At 46.9% G+C, this 19239-nt stretch carries 23 protein-coding genes; 8 read left to right on the top strand and 15 right to left on the bottom strand.

What is annotated here, in order from left to right; all coding sequences use genetic code 11:
* Nucleotides 1–225 precede the first annotated feature (225 nt).
* From QQK21_RS17115 to QQK21_RS17130, 4 genes are all read left to right on the top strand, one after another.
* Entirely contained in the window at nucleotides 226–1497 is a 1272-nt protein-coding gene (locus QQK21_RS17115; protein WP_284193404.1) for a hypothetical protein, read from the top strand.
* Nucleotides 1497–1892, top strand: a complete 396-nt coding sequence (locus QQK21_RS17120; RefSeq protein WP_284193405.1) for a hypothetical protein — start codon at nucleotides 1497–1499, stop codon at nucleotides 1890–1892. Before QQK21_RS17115 ends, QQK21_RS17120 begins: the two co-directional genes overlap by 1 nt.
* 271 nt (nucleotides 1893–2163) lie before the next feature.
* Complete coding sequence (locus QQK21_RS17125) at nucleotides 2164–2445, top strand: hypothetical protein (RefSeq protein ID WP_284193406.1); 282 nt, start codon at nucleotides 2164–2166, stop codon at nucleotides 2443–2445.
* 63 nt (nucleotides 2446–2508) lie between these two features.
* The gene (locus QQK21_RS17130) at nucleotides 2509–2724 is read left to right on the top strand and encodes a hypothetical protein (protein ID WP_284193407.1); all 216 of its coding nucleotides are present in this window, start codon (nucleotides 2509–2511) and stop codon (nucleotides 2722–2724) included.
* 27 nt (nucleotides 2725–2751) lie between these two features.
* Here the strand turns inward: QQK21_RS17130 and QQK21_RS17135 are convergent, their stop codons facing one another.
* The 5 genes from QQK21_RS17135 to QQK21_RS17155 form a co-directional block, all read right to left on the bottom strand.
* Entirely contained in the window at nucleotides 2752–4356 is a 1605-nt protein-coding gene (locus tag QQK21_RS17135; RefSeq protein ID WP_284193408.1) for a conjugal transfer protein TraG N-terminal domain-containing protein, read from the bottom strand.
* A 3-nt stretch (nucleotides 4357–4359) separates the two neighbouring features.
* On the bottom strand, nucleotides 4360–4593 hold the full coding sequence (locus QQK21_RS17140) for a hypothetical protein (protein WP_284193409.1): 234 nt from the start codon (nucleotides 4591–4593) through the stop codon (nucleotides 4360–4362).
* A gap of 69 nt (nucleotides 4594–4662) precedes the next feature.
* Nucleotides 4663–5946 carry an integrating conjugative element protein gene (locus QQK21_RS17145; protein WP_284193410.1) on the bottom strand — a complete coding sequence of 428 codons (1284 nt, stop codon included), beginning with the start codon at nucleotides 5944–5946 and terminating at the stop codon, nucleotides 4663–4665.
* Complete coding sequence (locus QQK21_RS17150; protein ID WP_284193411.1) at nucleotides 5946–6884, bottom strand: TIGR03756 family integrating conjugative element protein; 939 nt, start codon at nucleotides 6882–6884, stop codon at nucleotides 5946–5948. The genes QQK21_RS17145 and QQK21_RS17150 overlap by 1 nt, the downstream gene beginning before the upstream one ends.
* Nucleotides 6881–9583: a conjugative transfer ATPase gene (locus QQK21_RS17155; protein ID WP_284193412.1), complete on the bottom strand. Its 2703-nt coding sequence runs from the start codon at nucleotides 9581–9583 to the stop codon at nucleotides 6881–6883. The genes QQK21_RS17150 and QQK21_RS17155 overlap by 4 nt, the downstream gene beginning before the upstream one ends.
* Before the next feature lie 328 nt (nucleotides 9584–9911).
* Here QQK21_RS17155 and QQK21_RS17160 point away from each other — a divergent pair, with 328 nt between their 5' ends.
* The gene (locus QQK21_RS17160; protein WP_284193413.1) at nucleotides 9912–10883 is read left to right on the top strand and encodes a ZmpA/ZmpB/ZmpC family metallo-endopeptidase-related protein; all 972 of its coding nucleotides are present in this window, start codon (nucleotides 9912–9914) and stop codon (nucleotides 10881–10883) included.
* 145 nt (nucleotides 10884–11028) lie between these two features.
* Here QQK21_RS17160 and QQK21_RS17165 read toward each other — a convergent pair whose 3' ends face one another.
* From QQK21_RS17165 to QQK21_RS17210, 10 genes are all read right to left on the bottom strand, one after another.
* Nucleotides 11029–11898 (bottom strand): hypothetical protein, encoded by an 870-nt coding sequence (locus tag QQK21_RS17165; protein WP_284193414.1) that lies wholly within the window; start codon nucleotides 11896–11898, stop codon nucleotides 11029–11031.
* A 323-nt stretch (nucleotides 11899–12221) separates the two neighbouring features.
* A complete protein-coding gene (locus QQK21_RS17170) occupies nucleotides 12222–12590 on the bottom strand; it encodes a TIGR03751 family conjugal transfer lipoprotein (protein ID WP_284193415.1) in 369 nt (122 codons plus the stop codon).
* A complete protein-coding gene (locus QQK21_RS17175) occupies nucleotides 12577–14001 on the bottom strand; it encodes a TIGR03752 family integrating conjugative element protein (protein ID WP_284193416.1) in 1425 nt (474 codons plus the stop codon). The genes QQK21_RS17170 and QQK21_RS17175 overlap by 14 nt, the downstream gene beginning before the upstream one ends.
* The gene (locus QQK21_RS17180; protein WP_284193417.1) at nucleotides 13995–14813 is read right to left on the bottom strand and encodes a TIGR03749 family integrating conjugative element protein; all 819 of its coding nucleotides are present in this window, start codon (nucleotides 14811–14813) and stop codon (nucleotides 13995–13997) included. The genes QQK21_RS17175 and QQK21_RS17180 overlap by 7 nt, the downstream gene beginning before the upstream one ends.
* Nucleotides 14810–15454, bottom strand: coding sequence for a PFL_4703 family integrating conjugative element protein (locus QQK21_RS17185; protein ID WP_284193418.1), 645 nt, complete (start codon nucleotides 15452–15454; stop codon nucleotides 14810–14812). The genes QQK21_RS17180 and QQK21_RS17185 overlap by 4 nt, the downstream gene beginning before the upstream one ends.
* Nucleotides 15447–16469, bottom strand: a complete 1023-nt coding sequence (locus QQK21_RS17190; RefSeq protein ID WP_284193419.1) for a hypothetical protein — start codon at nucleotides 16467–16469, stop codon at nucleotides 15447–15449. The genes QQK21_RS17185 and QQK21_RS17190 overlap by 8 nt, the downstream gene beginning before the upstream one ends.
* The gene (locus QQK21_RS17195) at nucleotides 16462–16803 is read right to left on the bottom strand and encodes a hypothetical protein (RefSeq protein WP_284193420.1); all 342 of its coding nucleotides are present in this window, start codon (nucleotides 16801–16803) and stop codon (nucleotides 16462–16464) included. The genes QQK21_RS17190 and QQK21_RS17195 overlap by 8 nt, the downstream gene beginning before the upstream one ends.
* Nucleotides 16803–17153 carry a TIGR03745 family integrating conjugative element membrane protein gene (locus QQK21_RS17200; protein ID WP_284193421.1) on the bottom strand — a complete coding sequence of 117 codons (351 nt, stop codon included), beginning with the start codon at nucleotides 17151–17153 and terminating at the stop codon, nucleotides 16803–16805. The genes QQK21_RS17195 and QQK21_RS17200 overlap by 1 nt, the downstream gene beginning before the upstream one ends.
* The gene (locus tag QQK21_RS17205; RefSeq protein WP_284193422.1) at nucleotides 17150–17422 is read right to left on the bottom strand and encodes a DUF3262 family protein; all 273 of its coding nucleotides are present in this window, start codon (nucleotides 17420–17422) and stop codon (nucleotides 17150–17152) included. Before QQK21_RS17205 ends, QQK21_RS17200 begins: the two co-directional genes overlap by 4 nt.
* The gene (locus QQK21_RS17210) at nucleotides 17415–17729 is read right to left on the bottom strand and encodes an integrative conjugative element protein, RAQPRD family (protein ID WP_284193423.1); all 315 of its coding nucleotides are present in this window, start codon (nucleotides 17727–17729) and stop codon (nucleotides 17415–17417) included. Before QQK21_RS17210 ends, QQK21_RS17205 begins: the two co-directional genes overlap by 8 nt.
* Before the next feature lie 473 nt (nucleotides 17730–18202).
* Between QQK21_RS17210 and vapB the strand changes: the two genes are divergently transcribed.
* From vapB to QQK21_RS17225, 3 genes are read left to right on the top strand one after another with little or no spacing between them, the layout of a single operon-like run.
* Nucleotides 18203–18436 (top strand): type II toxin-antitoxin system VapB family antitoxin, encoded by a 234-nt coding sequence (gene vapB / locus QQK21_RS17215; RefSeq protein ID WP_284193424.1) that lies wholly within the window; start codon nucleotides 18203–18205, stop codon nucleotides 18434–18436.
* Nucleotides 18429–18851 (top strand): type II toxin-antitoxin system VapC family toxin, encoded by a 423-nt coding sequence (locus QQK21_RS17220; RefSeq protein WP_284193425.1) that lies wholly within the window; start codon nucleotides 18429–18431, stop codon nucleotides 18849–18851. Before vapB ends, QQK21_RS17220 begins: the two co-directional genes overlap by 8 nt.
* A 31-nt stretch (nucleotides 18852–18882) precedes the next feature.
* Nucleotides 18883–19236 (top strand): hypothetical protein, encoded by a 354-nt coding sequence (locus QQK21_RS17225; RefSeq protein ID WP_431313136.1) that lies wholly within the window; start codon nucleotides 18883–18885, stop codon nucleotides 19234–19236.
* Nucleotides 19237–19239: the final 3 nt, after the last annotated feature.

Here is a 19239-nt window from a genome sequence, read left to right on the forward strand (position 1 = left end):
GAATGTAAGGATACGACAGAGTCGAATGGTATTTATCCCGTCAAGATCCCTCAGTAATGACACCGAATCTGCTCTCGAAAGCTGAGGACTAAAAGCGTCACTTTGAGTGTTTGAGTAGTCAAAATAACTATTTGGCTGACTAATGTATAAAAATGCCTTGTTGGAGATTATAACTTACTGAAATTATTGATACCATTGACCTTATTTTTGTGTGAGTGAACTTAAATGCGGTATGAATCTTTCCCATATGCCCCAGAAGAAAGGCAAGAAACCACAAGAGAAAGAGCAGAGCGACAACGGCAAGAGCGCAGAGCAGAATTAACCTATACCGCTAAGGATCAGAAACGTTGGGCTGAAAATAGAGAGCGCGTTCTTGCAGAACGTGAAAAATCCGCCCGTGTATTTGAACTTGGCTGGATGCAATCACCCTGTACTCAACCTCAAGAGATGCTGTGGGCAAGTCTTTTTACTGCTGAGACTAAAGAAGATCAAAAGCAATACATAAAAAGTTGCAATTCACATCTTAACGAGCCTGTTCGAGAAGGTGAGATTGTCCTTCTTCCTACAACAGAGCCCAAAACACCAGAAGATAAGAAACTCTTTGATGAGTGGGTTGAGCAAGCCAAGATTGCGAGTAAGGAATTAGGCAAGCTGCTTGATGAGGAAGTCGAGACTCTAAACCGCCACTTTGATTTATTCTCCCATCAACTCGATGAGCGAATTAGGGCTGACGGTTTACCTTCCGACTACTACGCGCAAGTTGCCACAGGCGTGGGTGCGACAGCAGCGCTGGTTGAGCAGAATCTGAAAAACATTCAGAGTGTACTTTTAGAAATTAATGATTTGTACGCTGCTCAAGTGGCTATGGCGAGTCGAACAGGTGGGATAAACTATGGAACCTTTATTTCTGAACGTGCCGACCTATTTAAAAAGCTCGATGGCTCATTTGCTATGTTGTCTAAACGTAGTGTCCAACTCCCTATTTATAAGCAAATCAAGCGCAATCTCAAACTTTCTACCAAATCGGTAATTCACAACGCGGATGAAATTCTAAAGACGGGTTTTGTGAAAGATTTAGGTAAGCGTATCGGCAATATTTCTATTGGCATTTCAGCGGCGAGAGGATTGGGATACATAGGCCTAATGGTTGGTGCGGTCAGTGGAGTCGATAGCATCTACGAAGCCTGTAAGGTCGATGGTCAAGGTGATTGTGGTAAGGCGACTGCACGTGAAGTGGCAGGCTTTATTGGTGGCGTATATGGCGGAGCCAAAGGTGGAACTATAGGAGTAGGGGCGGCTGTTGCTGCTGTTGAGGGTATAGCTCTCATTATAGGTGTTACGGCTTCGGCCCCAGTATTGGCGGTAGCCGCTGTTGGAGGTGTGATAATTGGTGGTGCCGCAGGGGGTATCGCTGGCTCTACAGCTGGTAAAGCTGTGAGCGATGGAGCCTATGTGGTTTACGAGGCGGTCGGCGATTTTATTGAGGATAACTTCTAATGGGGATTTCGACTTGGTGGGAATTTTGGTTTATTGGTATCCCTGTGGTTGCTTTTGGATCGTTCGCTCTCATTTGGTCAGTACCAGGTGTAGTAATGGGGTTAATCGTATCTTTTGGTAGTTTGAAACATATTATTTATATAGATAGAGAGTTAGCAAAAGATTTGAACAAATATTATGACCACAATGGCCATATGCGCCCTCAGTATCAGATGACGTGGGCTGTTGGCAGTCGCTGCTTTGACTACTGGATGATGTACCCATTTATCCGTAAACGTTCAACAACACACTCTAAAAAATTTAGACTCTTTATGTGGGTTAATGCATTAGGTATGTGGAGTTGGGTGGGTACAATCGTTTTTGTTGTGTTTGCTAAGTTAGCTGGGATTATTTAGTCGCTCGAAAATCATAGGACCAAACCTTGTTTGTATCTAGCAAAGTTATCAATATCTGTGGTAATCCATAATTTGATAATTTAGCGAAGGCGCTGACGAACTTTTGTTCACGATCGTGCCAGATTAATCGGTTCAGTAATGTTACATCAGTAATGATAATGGAGAGCAAAGAACACCTTGCCATTGATAATTATGTTCTTTTCTGGCAAGCACTTGCGAGATTATCTCTATGAGATTATTATTAATTCATTGCAGCAATGAATAAGCCTTTATGAGCGACAAAAAACACAGATTGAGCCAAGTGCAAAAAGAAATTTTATTGAGATTGAGAAGCGGAGTGGCTAGAGGCATTCTAGAAGCGAAATCTACAAGCCTGAACCATGCCGTTAATGTCATGCTAGAAAAAAAAGTGCATCCCAATAACTTTCGTATTTCTTGTCGAGCACTGGAAGAGCAGGGGCTCATCATGCGCAAAAAGCATGAATTGGATTGGTATCTTAACATTACCCCTGAAGGGTTTGAAATGACCAGTACTTGGTTGGAACAAAATTAGGTTGGTTGAAAAAAAGACGAAGTGCGCGTATTGTGTCATAAATAACTGACAAAGGAGGATAAAATGAAAGCGTTTCTACAGCGTTGGTATCAACACTACCAAGACGATAAAATAGCCCGTCAAAAAGCTCTTTTGTGTCAAGGAGCGGGTATGAATGCAAAAGACGTAAACAAAGCCTTTGCTGAGATGAATAACAAAAAAAGCTGGTCTCAGGCACTTTCTGATGGCGTGGATTATGCTAGCGAGCAAGAAAGAATTAGAAGGTATTATGGCCATTAGTCCTTGTAATGGCCATAGTTTGCGATTTTAACTTCCCATTTTACTTTTCATTGTTCCTACAGTTAGATCTACCCCTTTCGACGTTGTACCTTCTATTTTGGTGGTAAAGTTGTCCATACTTATTCCATTTACTCGATAGCCAGCGTACCCAAGCAAGCCAAAGAATGCTCCCAGAATCACCAAATAGAAAATGGTTAAACATAGCCGAAGAATGGCATCGTCAAAGCTGTTGTTTAACATAGTGATAGGGTTAAAGTTTTCATGAGCGTTATACACATTCTCAAATAGTTTGGTATCGAGACTGCGACATAACTCCCACCAAAAGCGTAAAAACACCAAACCAAAATAGGTCAACAGAAGCGACATCAAGGCCGTGACTCGATATAGACTGCAAACCAGCACAATTGGAGATGCAATGATGACCACCATGATGAGCAACGATTGGATCATGGGTAAAGATTCGCGGATGATGAAAAACACCGGTGACATTAACGTCGCGCCAGCGGTCAATCCAACACCACCTGCGACTGCGTTCCATGCTCCGACCACTTCAGAGCCGACATCTCGCTGGATACGGTTGCCATAACCGTAGGATACTCGGCCATCTGTGGAAATGTGCTTAGGTCTCAATACCCGCTCAAGGTACATATCCAAGCGCTGCTCTGAGGTCGTCTCACCATGGATCAGTCGGCTCAGGACACCCTGGTTTCGAATCAAGTCCTCAGTGATTTGAGGGTAGTGTTTTTTTAGATCTACATAGATACGAAACTTAAGACCTGCATACGAGTTGAGTGATTCATCGGGGTGCATTTCTCGAGTCATCCACCATTCTGAACACATGGGGTACGCTTGCTTTTCGTCGATAGAGGCATTCGAGTTATAACGGCGTTGAATGGGATCATCTCGTTCAGCATTGTAGGGAAAGCCCAGGACCGCTTTTTCTGCTTGCAGTGAGTGGTAGCTGGCAAATTTGGCGCCATCTCGCCACTTGAAAAACGTCTCACCAGCGATCCAGTTCGCACTGTCTAACGCCGATTCAGGTACTTTACCTTCGCGGGCAGCAGTATTCAAAGCGGCCTTCGCACGGGTGTAGCATTGCTGGTAAAAAGCGTTCACTTCTTGGCGGATGAGAGGGCTGGTAATATGCGCTTCATCGAGCTGCAGCATCGAGCGGGTTAAATCACCGGTGCAGGGGATTGCCGCCACAGAGCCAGTCGTTATGCCTTGAGAAATACTGTGCCATAAGGCCCACAGAAGCGGTATATAGACTTGTTCGCCATCAATCGTGGTCGTCGCCAAGTCCTGATGGCCGCTGGCCAAAGCAACGCCACATTGCTCGGATCGGGACTCGTCATAGGTTAAGGTCGCCATCTTAACGGGGAACGTTGGCAGCACACCAAACACCATGACAAACCCGGCCAAAATCAGTTTAGTTATACCTCGCTCTATTGCCAGTTTCCCCTTATTGCCTTCGTCAGCCCCTTCTAACAGCGTTTCATACCACACTTGGAATAACACAAACGAAAACGCCAACACGGAAAAGCCTGCAACATTGAGGAGTGTCCAGATTTTATTGGCAATAAACCAACCTTGAGCAGCCAAGGTCATTGAGAGTGGATCGCTAAAAATCATGCTTTAGCCCCTAAAATAGACGCTGGCGAATACGGACAACTCGTTCAAAGTAATGAGCAGTGTGAGTATCACCAACGCTTTGGTTTGAATGGGGCGGGGCAGGCGTTTCACCAGTGCTAACGCGCACAGTGCGGCTGCGACTCGAATACCTGCTGCCCAGCTGTAGCTGCTCTCAACAAGCGTTTGAGTGTCGAAGAGTATGCCCAATGAGAGCAAACTCAGAATAGTGATGGCCATCAAGCCCACTGCGAGGGTACGCGGTTTGGACAGGGCCAATGATAATAGGGTTTTCATAGAGAGTATCCTTTACTGTGATGACATGTTTGAGGATTGAGGCGTCAAAAAAACCGACGGAGCTTCTTGTGCCTCTGGTGATTGTTGAGAACGCGTTTGGTCATAGCGTCTCATGGTCTGAGTGGCACTTAAGCTGCTGATAGATTGTCTCGCCTCGGCTTCATAACGCAGCACATCAATTTCTCTTTCTAACAGCGAGACGGCTTTGGCAATGTCTTCTTTCGCCGGTTGATTTTGCGCAATGTAGACTTCTTGCTGACCGGTCAGTAAGGCGCGTCTGGCCAGCAACGCTTTTTCGATGGTATGGGCTAACGCCAGCTCGGAAGCAATACGTGTCAGCTGATAACTGCTGGCTTTTTGTTCGTTAAGTGCTTCAACAAGCGGATCAGGGAAGTGTGCGGTCCCTTGGTTGCGTGATACGGCCTCGAGGAGTTCATCCAACCGCATTTGACTTAGCTCGGCGACATCGGGCGATAATCCAATGCCCGCAGTCGAACGGGTTTGACTCTGGTCGGTGCCTGTCTGAACGGTTTGACTGCCAACCACTTGTGCGACCCAGTCACCAAGCTCATCAGGTGATTGCCAAAAACGATACAAACCTGTGGGATAGTCTGTGTCCTGAGTTTGCCCGTCGGTTAATAAGGCAAAGCCCATTTTGGCGCCATCTTCCACGGGATTAATCGGAGGTTGGCCACGCCCCCCTGCTCGACTGCCGCCTAGCCAGGCAATGCCGTTGTTGCCCATATCACTCAATACATTTTTCTTTGCCGCCACCGCATCGCCTTTTTTGACTTCGCTTGACCATATTTCCGCTTTGGCCATGTCGTAGTAAGCGTTGTTGCTGGTCAACTCACCCATCTCTTCGGTAAAGTTTTCACAGCTGGTCAGGCCATTATCAAAGTCAAACTTACCCTGAAGCACGCCGTTGGTGAGCATGTCATAAAGGCCAGGCTCTTCTTTTTGAATCAAGTAGCCAGGCAATGACGCCACTGCCGCAGTGGCATTTTCAATAACACTGCCCATCATTTGTTGAAAGCCTTCAGTGATGCCATTGAGTTGGTTTTCAACAGTGAGCTGCGGGTTGAGCAACCCGCACTGTAAATTCACTTCCCAGCCCAGGCCCAAGGCGACAGTCTTTAAGTGGTCCTCGCGCGCGGGCAATGAAATGACGGGGCCGCCGCCGACGGCGTAATCCAACACATCGCTACGGTGGCCAAGATTGCCAGCTTGGGTTAGTGTCGATATGGTCGTCAGAGTGAGTAAGAGCGGGGCCAGTGCCCGTTGACACATTTTCATTAGGTGCCTCCTGTGTGAAACAATAGGGTTTGGCCACCGCGCTGGCAGCCAGTATAGGTGCGCCAGACCGCCCAGACATACTGCTCGCTGTCTGAACGGTGTTCGGCGTAAGGGTCGGTGAGCATTAAGGTGTCATCAAATTCAGGCCAAAGATGGGCTTGTTTCTCAAGGTCAGGGTAGAGACGTTGAAACCAGGTATCCTCTGAGGTCGGGGCGAGCGGCTCTGGCGGCCAAAACCCTCGCCTAGGAGATTGAACCACACTTTGATACACACGACTTTCTCCAAGGCGTGTGACCACATGCTCGGCTCGATAGGCGGCTAATATCGCTGACTTCACAGGGTGAGGCTGCGTGGCGAATCCGCCTCGTGGGTAGATGCTGCCTAAGTTTCCTAGGCGATTGGCCAGCAGGTTTAATCGATGGGGGTTAAATCTATCGGGTAAGTTCCATCGCCAGCCGAGAGGGTCAAGAACCGACAGGTAATAGGGCATTAGGCTCTGTACCGTGGAGTTAAGAAAAAAACCTGTGCCGGCTAACACTTCGTAAACGGTATCTAACCCTGGATGGCCAATGATATCGACGTTCTGAAAAGACAGTGATGGGCTATCCATGCCTTGGACGCTTCGCCTTGTTGTGCTGCCGCCATCTTTTGACATGGGCACTGAGGGAGCAGATAACCCGACGGGTTGCCAAGGCGCGTTCCCCACTTCGGGGTAGGCCATGACCACGGTTTCAGGCAGACGGTGTCGCACCTTAACGGTGGTTGAGGTTGAGCACCCGACAGGTGTGCAGGTTAGCCATTGGCACAATCCGACAACCTGATAATCGATACAAGCCGGACACGCACTACTGGCGATAACTTCCGGTGTGGTAATCACCGGCGCCGCCCATGCCGACATGCTCATCATGGCAACCATAACATGCAGTACGCGCCTCACCACAACTCCCCCTGATATTGGGCTCGGGCTTGCTCAATTTGGTCGGCTCTCATTAAGGCGGCGTCAAGCTCACTAATACCATGTTTGTCCATCAAGGTCTGACGGATTTTCTTAGACGGTCCATCGGTTTCCCCTAGAGCCAGATAAAGCGCGGGCGGAACGATGCGAAAACGCTGACGAAGTCGCCTATCTTGACCAAACACAATCCCTTCTTTGTATTTGAACTTCTCAGACGTCATAGAACGAATAAGGCGTTTGTCCTCCTCAGTCAGGTTTTTAAAGCTCATGAGGTTATTGAGTTCATCCTCGCTCATATTCAGTAATACCCACCATTCGGCGTTGTTGAGCATCTTACGAGCGCTGTTGGGGAAGTCGGCGATGTCTTGTGTGGCCAACCAGAACCATGCGTTGAGTTTTCGCCACATTTTGACGATTTTTACCGCATAAGGAGAGAGCAGTTCATTGGTCGAGATGACGTGTGCTTCATCGGTCAAGGTGACAATGTGACGGCCCGTGTATTGGTCACGTTCAGCAATGGCATTGATTCGATTGATAAGGGAAATGTAGGCTGTGGCCAGCTGGGCCTCATAGCCCGTCTTGGCATAGAGTTTCAAATCGATGATGGTGACATCGGCCTCAGGCCAGTGCTCTGCATCTTGGTTAAAAATATCCCCTTCGAGCCCTTCACAAAAGAGCGTCATGGATTCTGCCATCAGCTGAGCGCGCTGACGCCTTGCCTCGGGTCTTTGAGCCTCTTGAGCAATCGCCATTAGGGCATCTTTCACATGCTCGGGCCTAACTTGGCAGCGTTGTTGATGACACTGCTCTGCAGCATTGAACAAGGCCTCTCTGACCATAGCCGCATCGGCGCGGCGATAATCTTGCAGCTCGCGCGCTTCACCACCGGTTATCATCAAGCGGGCCATGATTTCTAGCTCACCTAAAATGTCACGCTCTTCATCGTCTGGGGAGTCATTGTCATTAAGGTGCGCCGCCTCTAATGCGTGTTCACCTGGTACGGCAGGAACGGCTTGCCCCACTAAATGAGAGGCATCGGCAAAGGGCGCCATCAAGCCTTTGCTTTTGGGGCTGATGCTGATGCGGTGAACACTCAAGCCATGGCGTTGACAATAGTCTCCTAATAGACCGAAGCTATTACCCGCCTCGATAATAAACAACCTAGGCCGGTGCACGGCCAGCAAACGCAGCATCATGCCCACTAATGACGCGGATTTTCCTGAGCCTGACGGCCCAAACATGGTGAGATGGCCGTTGGATTCATAATCGGTCAGAGGGTCAAAGCCAAACAGCTCTCCGCCACGATTAAAGTGATGAAAAGCCATCGACCCTGTTCCAGTAGCACGGCCAAACAAAGGCGACAAAGCCAGCATGTCATACAGCCATACCCAGCCGCAGTACCAAAACCGAGAGTCGTCTTGGGGCTTGTAATTCATCGGTAGCCAGCGTAAATAGCTATCAAGAGGCGAAACCTGGTCGGTGTTTCGGATAAAGCGAAGCGCGAGATTGTCTCGGTTAAAGGTGGCTCTAAGCGCATTGGTGTGCTCGTCCATTTCTTCTTTACTGCTCGCTTGAAGAAAAAACGCGATTTGACCTCGCCAAAGTGGCTGCGTTTTAAGGTGTGTGGTGAATCGAGCGCAATCTTCTCGGACTTCAACCAACTCAATCTCATCACCGACAGCGGCATGACTGATTTGATTAATACGGGCTTGCGCTTGCTGGCGCGTTTGTGGCACTAAGGTCATCGCCATCATTGTGCCAGGGGGAAGTTCATCGAATACGGCACTTTGTGGAGGCGTGTCTGTGTCGGAGACTTCTCCAAACACAGCGCCTGAAAGAAAATGCTCACTGTCCCAAGCATCAAGCTCCATCACGCGTGTACAGACTGACTCTTTGCCATCGAACCACCAAAATCCATTGTCGATGTCACTGCGAACGCTGCTTCTAAGCAAACGCTCTGAGAAATCTTGATCGTTTTGAGAGCGGGGCTTGCGATAATGAGGCGTTTCCCCTCCCACGCCTGAGGGGTTAAATAAAGGACTAAGCCAATCAAAGATGCTTTGGCCACTGCTTGGCGTTATACCAATCCCGACATCATGAAAAGACGCGGGGTCGAGTAGCTGACGCCGCAAACTTTTGAGCTGTGCAAGATTTTGACGGCGCTCCTCGTCAGTTGGAGTGCCATCGAGCCAACGATAAATGGCCATTTTGACTTGTCGGTGACGTCCTCGCCAGGGCCTTGCGTTGACCGAGAAAATACCTTGAGTCCGTCGAATCAATTCAAAATGACGTCGGTCTTGCTCAATGACGGCTTCAGCAAACTCATCTCGAACGCGGGCGTTTTCAAGCAGTGCAGGGGCGATATCCCCTAAATTGTCCACATCACGAGCAAAAATCTGAATCACCCATGGGTTATCTTCATCTTGGCATTGTTTGTTCAGTGTGTTGGCGACTTTAGCTACGGCACTATCGAGCGTTTGATTGCTCTTGTCTTCTGTGACCATCGGTGTGATATCAAAAAAACACCCAAATGAATGGCCGTCTTCGAGTTCCACGAGGCCTTTGTCCCCGACCTCTATCCAAGGAAGTTTGGACGCAAAGGAAGCGGGTACTTGATAGTCGATGGCTGGCCCTTCTTGGGCTTTGCCTTCGGTAAAGAAATCTTTTATCGCTTGGAGCATGGGGGTATTTCCATGGTTCGTTCGGAATGGAAACGATACCAAGGAAGAGAAACACGGGGGAAAATAGGGGGGTCAAAATTCGTGCGAATTTAGACGCTGCTGATTCGTGACAAGGAGTAAAAAGTGTGGTAGCTAAAATTTGGACATAAACACTTAGTCATCTCTTGATCTCATCGATATACGCGATCTTCAGAATAAAGCTCTGATCTAATTACAAGAACAATTGGATTAAAAACCTTTTAGTTAAGATTGCCACAGCTTCGAAAGAAGTAATCCGTGGCAGCTTATACAAGCCACTTAATCTTTAATCTAATATTAGGAATGACTAATGAAAATTAAACAATGTATTGTACTGGCTATTACAGCATCATTTTCGTTTTTTACCCTCGCAGAAACCTCAATCACTTATATCAGCAGTTGCAGCGACTTATCGAAAATTAATGATAACCCAGACGGCGAATATCAGCTCACAGCAAACGTCAGCTGCGGCCAAAACTTTGAATCTCTCGGCTACTTCAAAGGGGAGCTAGACGGGAAAGGTTTCACTATCAGTGATCTAAACTTAACGGGGACTGGAAACGTAGGGCTTTTTACTCAAATTAGAGGTGCAAAAATTCGCAACCTAACACTACGAAACATTACGGTGGCACCTACGAATAGAAGTTTAAGCATTGGGGTACTTGCTGGACGAGCATATGGCAGTCATTTAACCAACGTAGAGATTGAAAACAGTGATATTACAGCATTCGAAAAAGTGACCCATGGAGTTGGAATGTTAGCAGGAACCATTGAAGACACCATCGTTGAAATGGTGAAAGTAAGCAACTCAACCTTAAATGTTGCCCATACCAATTCTCTAGGAATGCTATTGGGCCAAGCCAAGTATAGTGAGCTCTCAAATCTAGTACACCGCAACAACATCCTGACGATTTCAAATGATGAACAGGAATTTGTTGGCGGGATTGTGGGAAACGTTTATGGCAGTAGTCTAGATAATATCCAGAGTAGCAATAACCTCATTTCCGCTCAAATTTTAGAGAGGGGTAATGTGGGGTTGTTGACTGGACAGTTAACTAAAGGTAGTACACTCGTTAATGCTGAAATTCATAGAGACATGTTGGATGTGCCAGTAAACGCCAACCTAGTAAAAAAGGGGATTGCAGCAGGATATATCCTAAAACCATCGGAGACAGCCGCGACTTTATCTAACATCCAAACTTACAGTGTTGATGATGATCTACATTGGTACAATTCAAGTCACGACACGGACATTGTGACGGAAAAAATCATTAAAAACTAACCAACTTAAAGGAGCACATTGTGCTCCTTTAACTAGAACAAGCACCTGAATCTTAATACAAAAACCAGCTAGCTGTGATCGTGCTGGCAAGCGTCTGGACATTTTCAATTTAAGGCGGAACAAAACGTCCTTTTGCAGCTTTTTGTTAGGTACCATTTTCTGGATTAAATTCAAACTTTTCGCCTGGAACTAAGTTAAAATTACAGTCCTCTGCCTTGAGCCCGTTAACCTTGAGAAGATTTATAGATTTACTCTTACTTTCCAAATCTTGCAACATTTTTTGCTCCAAATCTTCAACATGCGAAAGCATGTGAACAAAACCGTTAAGAATATCTGTGCTTTCTTCTAGGAGTTGGGATCTCGAAATATCCGGGGTTCTAATATTTAGCTCCTGAACCCCAGAGTGAGCAGCTTGTGAATTCCTCAGTTTATTAACGAGAGCCATATGATCCATAGCACAGTGCTCAAACTCCAAGCACAAGTGATATGGATGAGCCAAGGTGCCTACCAAAGAAACAAAATGGGGCTTTTTACCATTCGCCTTTTGGCAGGATGGACATGGCGACTCAAGCAATTGGCCCAATGCCATTCGGCCATACCTTGATTCCGGTATCTGCGTGCAATAAAGTAGCTGCTTAATTGAAACTTCACATAGCCTCGCGCTATATAAAAGTAATTCATTGTAGTATCGGAGCCTTTCAATTTCTGAATCCACCTCATCATGAGAAGGTTCAGCTCCATGAGCATATGCGTGTGAGTAGTTAATGACCTGAGCCATAAGAAGCGATAAAGTAACTCCGCTTTTCGAATAAGGATTAGTAAAACCGCCTCTTTCTGGAGAGTCCGTCTCAGGCATGAGAGGTAGCTGCCCTTTTTGTAGCATCCATGCGCGCATATCTGTTGCGATCGGTAATAAATTAATTCCGCAAATCATTTCACCCGACCAGCGAAACGCTTGAGGATGAAAATTCCAAGGGTGATGAACACCATGCCATTCACGCTTTTCGGGATTCACTTCGCCTTACCTTCTCTTGATACCTAACAGTCTTTTTTCAACGGACAATGTCCACATTTTGCAGAGATAAAACATGGACATTATGACTGTAATAGCCTGATTAATTGACCAATATTTCAGATAATAAATACAGATGTGGAACATGTCGTCCTAATAAGACTCATCATGACACTTGAAGAAAAATAGTCAACCAAACACATAGAGTATGTGTATTCGAGAAGGGGAAATTCCACAGACTTTGGCATAATCGCAAAACGAAATGGGGCATTTTTGATTTATGGCATGTAAACGAAGGGCCTTAGTGGGCCCTTCGTCTGTTACTCCTACAGCTCATAATGCACTCGTTCGTACAATGGGAAGACCGTCGTATAACCTGGTACAGGGAGCGCACCGCTGCGATGTGGGAATACATACAGCACTACATCGGGATTCGCAATTCTAGGAAATTGCTTCTTAGTGTCCCGAACATCATCCCGAATATAATCACTTTGTCGGCGTATTTCATCGCTGACCGAAAGAGAGCGGTGATTTTGATAGGAAGGGATAGCCTCTTGAGCCATTTTTTGTTGCCAAATGGCGTAAACATCGGTGTCAGGTTGAGGCAATATGGCCTCTTGGTTGGTAGAGCAACCCATTAAGCTAATAAGCGCACCAAAGAGAGCGCATCGAGAAAAGGTATTAAGGAAGCGCATAATGACCTCTTGTTGTCAGTTGTGGAGAACGTACATAACGGGGTGTTTCTGAGCGGTGTAAAGTAATGGGCTGTCTTAGGTGAATGGCCGCTTTTACACCAGGCTCAACATAGATAATGTCAAAACTCATGCCCATACGCGATTGAATGAAATCGGAGACGGTTTGAGCGCTCGCAGCGCTGGCTTGAGCAACGGCGTTTTTTGTCGCACTGCCTGTTAACGCGGCTGTGCTGGTTGAGCCATCGACACTGATGGTTTGTTGGGAAATAGCCACGGCATTAGCTGCAGCAGTGGCCGCATCAAGTAGTCCTTTGCTCGTCAAATATTCTGGTGCATTACTGATGCGTCGCCCACTGATGCATGGGTTTCCTGTGGGGTCGGCAAGATAACCTAAATCTTGGGTCTTAATTTCTGAGCCATCAAAATCGCCTTGAATGACCCCTTCCATTTGCTCTGGATAATTGATGATTTCACCGTCTTCCAAAATCAGAGAAAAGGTTTCAATGGCGCCTCGGACACACGACAGACTCCAATCTCCGGTCACGGTTCCTGTGACGATGGCACCCTTAATTTCGGGTAATATCATCCCGTTTGCCAATAAGTTTTCAGGGCCGATGATCATAGAAAATGGGTAAGGGTCTGTGACCTGACCATCCATTGGTACTCGGCCCATTAACGCTGTCATTGCATTGGCGTCAGCAAGTACAGCGCCAGGATGAAGTGAGAAGAGCGGGATCTTAGTGGACGTCTTTGATTCTGCCGATGTGGTTGTCCTTGGTATAGACAACGAGCTGGACGTTTGAGGCAACAGGGCTGTTGTGGGGGGGATAAGCTTGCCCTCATCGTCATAGTTGGCATCCAATGGGTCGACCCATACCCAAGCTTCTTCCATCGATGAATTCGTTTGATTCGTGCTTGACGTATCCACGTTCCACTGACAATCGGTATCTCCAAGTCCTAGAGCCTGGTATGTGGGATCGTCACAATCACCGGTTTCTGTAGACGGTAAGATGGGTTGCTGTTTGTTTTTGAGTGACTGATATTGGTTTTTGATTTGGTCATCCAACTGTGAAAGTCGTCGAGTTAATGTGGCCAAACTGTCTTCCAGCGCCTGCGTTTTCTCTTCCTGTTGACCGAGACTTTGGTTTGCATTGTTGAGCTGCCCCTTTAACGCTTCATTTTCACGTTTCGTAAGGGTCATGGTAGCGGCCAAGGTCCTTAGGGTGTCGGCCGCACCATCTTTGAATGCTCCGCCCAAGGCCTGACTCTCGACAACCACAGGCGGTGATGAGTCGTTTGACTCTAAAGGCTTAGACTCCTTAGCCTCACGTTTGCTCCCCAAGATAGAAATAAGCACAACGGCAACCAGCACACTAGCAAGTCCGATGGCCAATTTATTGCGAGTTACCATGATGCCCCCTCATACAGATAGTGTTTAAGTGGCCCAGGTGTAGCGATTAACGCCGTGGTTGTTGAAGAGTCTGATTGTGCTGGACCCAAGTCAGGATGAACGAAGGTAGCCATGCAGCGTTTGAGTTTACATCCTTGCCCTAACGTGATTTGACGCGGATCTAATCGCAGAGTTTGGTTGCCTTGATGAGTGACCTCTATCGCGGTTACCACCCAGTCTTGATAAGCCCATGCTGCGATAGGTTTTGCACTGACTTGCCAAAGCGGGAATGTAGCCAGCGCAAGATTATCCATCAAACCCATTGGTGAGCGTTTCACACCGGGTAGTGATTCAATGGCATGATCGGGACCGTAAAGGGTTTGCATCACAAAGCGTACTAATAACGCCGAATCGTCCATTTTAAGCTCTGCGGATTTATCGACCGCATGGGTATCTGGCGCGATATCTGGTATGTCATCAAAATGAATCGTGACATGAGGCGGCGCTGTTACCAGGGTGCTGGCACTGACGTCGATCAATAAGCGTTGGCCATCATTGAGTCGCTCGACCTGAATACGACGTTTATCAAATGTTGATTGCGCGGTTACGTAGACACGAGGCCCCAAACTCACCACCGTCAGTATGGGTTTGAGATTGGAAGGGATAGCCACGCGAACGGGGCTATCGAATGTGATGATCATTTCCTGTTTGACCTTTAAAGAGACGGGCAACGGGGCACCTTGCCATTGCATCGCTCTTTCAGTGTTGGCCTCAGCCGAATGACTTAGTAAGATAAAAAGGCTGATAAGGGCTGAAAAGCATCGGACTATCACTGCTTATTTTCCTTGTGTTTAAATTGAATTTCTCTTGGTTCTGCATCAAAGCAGTCGAGGGCTAAGCCCCAAGGGTTCGCATTGCGGTCAATGTCATAACGCACTACCTTGAGTGGCCAGCGAATGTAGTTCTGTTTCACCACTTGTGTTCCGACCCACTCTTTGAGCTCTAAATCGACGTTGACGACCCAGTTGTCTCTGTCTTTTGCTATGACGCGCCAGTCCGCAAACCCAAGGCTTGATATTTGAGCAACGCTTCGCTCACGACCGGCAAGCTCACCACGACTGCGCTTTTGGTTGAGGTCTTCTTCCAACGTTGCACGGCACTGAGGCGTTAAGTAGTGTTTGTAGTCATGAATATTGCGTTCATAATCTTCACTACCGTCACTACTCCAACGGTTAATTTGGGTAAAAATCTGAGCAGCGAAGCTGTAGACATTGGGCTTAGGCACCTCCCACCAAGGACGACTGGTGCCTGATGTCAAATCGGGCGGATTGTGAACGGTAATGTCTTTTCCGGCTTGATACCATCCGCCCATTGATACCAAAGCTAAGGTTGTGACGCAGACCAACGCAACTCGAAGCGATCGAATATGAGCATCGCGACCGGCTAATGCGCTTCTTAAACGGGATTCAGCCATGGTTGTTCTCCTTTGAGCCAATACACAACAAGGGGCGTTGAGGGGCATCGATCTGTTGAACGAGAGTGAAAGCAATATCCGCCCCAAAAAATTGGTAGATATCTTGAGGCAGCTCCAAATGCTCTACCGAAGAGTGTGCGTGCGAGTCTTGCTGTTGGCGTCCTACCCAGCCACTGTGTTCTTCCTTGTCGTTTATCAACTGGTACAACTGATAGGTACAATCGTTAACGGAATGTTGTGACAAAAGTTGGCCCTGAAAAATCACATGGGTGAAGCCAGAGCTAGACGCGGGGAGAATGACCATATTGGGTAATTGACTCATGATGAAAAGCACCCATGATTGGTTTTCTAAGAGCCATTGTCTGCGCTCGGCCACTGAATGCTGAGCGATGGCGGCTAAACGTTGTTCAAGCAGTCTAGATTCGAAGGTCGAGTTCAAAGCCTGATGATGATTACAATAATCTTGATAGAGGTTATCGGCTTCGATAATTGCCCGTTCAATATCGGCCTGATTGCCCGTGCGGCCCAATCCTTTTAGGGCATGAAAGACGGTGTGAAACCAGAGTTTAAGTGTGTCGAACGTTTTATCGGCATAAGAAGGCGATGTGGCTGTGGCCTCTATCGTCCATGGACAGTCAATGCCGGCTTGTAACAGAAGGGCACCACGATATTTTGGGTAACGAAAAGGAGGCTTTACCTCATTTGCAGAGGTGTAAGACCAACATGCACACTCTCGTTGATAGCCTGACGCGTCGCCAAGCGTAATGGTTTCAACCGCTAGATATTGTCCATCACTGGATACATACAACTCTTGGCGAACGTATCTTAATTGCTCGCAAGTCATGCTGGTATTGGTCGATACTGTGTAAGGCACCGTAAATTCGGCGTAACTGAGCAGTCGACCATGCAGTAAAATAGGGCCGCCTCCATCCGTTGGGATAATGTCATAGGTCTTGTAGGGTGTGGCAGGGGCGCTGTTCGACAGTGCCATTGTTACCAGGGAATGATTAGTCATGATCTTCAATTCTCTTTGTGGCCATCTTTCGAGACTGAGTTTGGTATCGCTTGGCGTGTTTAAAGCGGTCGAATTTCATCTCAAAATAACTTTGACAGTGGGCACGTTTTGCCCGCGTTATGGTGTTAATCATCACTTTGGGCATCGCAAACACGCTCACCAGACCCAAAAATACGGACAAAACCCACAACATACCGATCCCCGTTAATGCCATCAGCCCCGCACCAACACAGGTCATAATGAGTGTGTTGACCGTAGTGAGTAAGCCCACCTCAGACAGTGACAATCCTTTGTAGAACGGAGGTTTTACATTGAGGAGTGCGGGCGATTTCATTAGGTACTACCCATAATGTTTAGGCCGTAATTTATCCCCCAGATAGTGAGTAAAATCAAAATGCCGCCAATAATCGCATCGGTTAGCAAATCTTTCTTGGTTTTTTTCCCCTCACGCGTTTGGCTATAAATGTCCCAAACATGCCCAAGGTAGTAAATCGTACAAAACGCAGCAAAAATGGACCCGCCGTACAACAAAATGTCGTAGCCGTAGTAAAAAAGAATCTCCAACACACTGTCACTGGCACCTTGGGTGGGGTCTTGATTGCGTGGGATCTTGGCTTGTGCACTACTACTAGCCATAGCTATTGCGCCGATAAGAGGGCGCTTGAAAGAGGGAAGTATTTTCATCCGTTAACTCCATAGAACATGAGAAAAGTTATTATGAGGTACACAAAAACTGCTTTAAAAATAAGGCGGCGATAGGTTTCCTTATCCATGGCCTTTGACCGTAAGCCTTTAAACCCACTCCATAATGTCCAGATAACCCAGAACAAACAGGAGACGTTGACCAAAACGGCGAAGACCAAATGGCTGTCCGAGGCCGAAAACCCCGCTCCGTAGGCAAAGGCGTCTAAGGCATCAGACGCATCAATGGCATGATGTGATTCGTCACTCATCGTTTTGACCTGAGATATAGTCCCCAGACAAAGGACGAACAGGTTTAGCCCCTGCACGGCTTGGATTGAGATAGACGTCAATGCCAGATTCGATATCAGCCAAGTCGGCTCTCAGTGCGTCGTAATAGAACTGATGCGATTGACGTACGTCGGCCTCTTGCTCTGCTCGGTCAATTAGGTAATACAATTTCTGTATGTGCCTTTGAATGAGCTTGAGCTCAGCTCGTTCGCCGTCCACGGTGGCCATTGCTGACGGCGACATCAGTAGTATCGCTGCCATTAGCCAGTGCGGTTTAATACGGTGCATGGGGTATCCTCTATTTCATTGGTCGAAAAACGATACCAAGGAAAAAAGGCTCTGGGGAAAATAGCGGGGTCTAAATTCGTATGAATTTAAGCGCTTCTGTTTCGTGACAAGAGGATAAATATATGGTATGGCTTGGAAATTAATGGACGGGCGACTTTTTCTACGTCTGTCTATGCGTGCGGCATTTCTTACATGAAATGGTGAATACTGAGTTGCCTTGTTTCCCCCAAAGTCCCTGTCCAACTGTGATAAGCTGAACAACACGGCCAAAAGTCGTTGTGTGTGTATTTTTAGCTCACCAGGGCGCTAGGACACAGCGAACCATCTATGAGTTTGGAGCACATCGACATATCAATAAATCAGTTATCAAAAGCCGCAGAAATTGCCTTTTAAAACCGCTTCATATGCTTGACATATGCCGCTTGCGGCTTATACTAATCATATGTTAGGCATATGTCTAAAGAGAGGGTGTTATGAGAACAGTATCAATTTTTAAAAACGGCAAGAACCAAGCGGTTCGCTTACCAAAAGATTTTGAGTTTGACGGAGTGAATGAGCTCGAAATTCACAAAGAAGGTGATGTCATCACCTTACGTCCCGCTCGACCAGATTGGCTTTCATTTGGTGAGCAAGAAAAGGCTGATAGTGATTTCATGGCCAACCGTGAAGATGTGATTACGGATGAAGGAAGATTCGATTTTGAATAAGAAAATCAATTACATGCTTGATACGTGTATTTGTTCATTCATTATGAGGGAGCAGCCTATTACTGTATTGCAAAAACTTCAATCCGTAGTTGGTAAACAACATCGAATCGTTATCTCGGCAATTACCTACCAAGAAATGCAGTATGGGTTGTTAGGAAAAAAAGCCTCACCCAAACATGCGGTGCTTGTTCAAGAATTTCTCAAGCGAGTAGATGCGATATTGCCTTGGGACAAAGGGGCTGTTGATGCGACGACTAACGTGAAGCGTGATCTAATGGCGAAAGGTACACCGATCGGCAACAACGATACCGCTATCGCAGGTCATGCCATTGCTACGGGTAGTGTACTTGTCACGAATAACACAAGAGAGTTTCAGCGCGTAAAAGGGTTAAAGCTCGAAGATTGGGTTCACTAGATAGGTAATAAGGACATAGAGGAAAAAACAAATGTCAGATATTAAGCAGGAAATTGAGAAAGGTATTGATATCAACAACCTTAAACATTGGCAGAAGGTCGAAGACGGCGAACTAGCTGGCTACTATGTTCAATTAGTACTTGGCATCCAACTAAATAGCACTGCAATGGCGCACGTCGCCAAAGAGGCTGAAGCTGAGCGGATTCAGTTGGAAAAGCTTGGTCACAAGGTGGCAACCATTCAACCGAAGGGCGATTACACTAGTTACGACGAGGCAATGGCCAAGATAAAAGGGTTAGACCGCGAGGGTGATTTGGATTTACTAGAACTACTAAGCGGTGACTATGACACGATCATTGTTGACTCAGTACCACAGGGTAAATAAACA

It is taken from the genome of Vibrio zhanjiangensis, assembly GCF_030161235.1.
Lineage (GTDB): Bacteria > Pseudomonadota > Gammaproteobacteria > Enterobacterales > Vibrionaceae > Vibrio > Vibrio zhanjiangensis.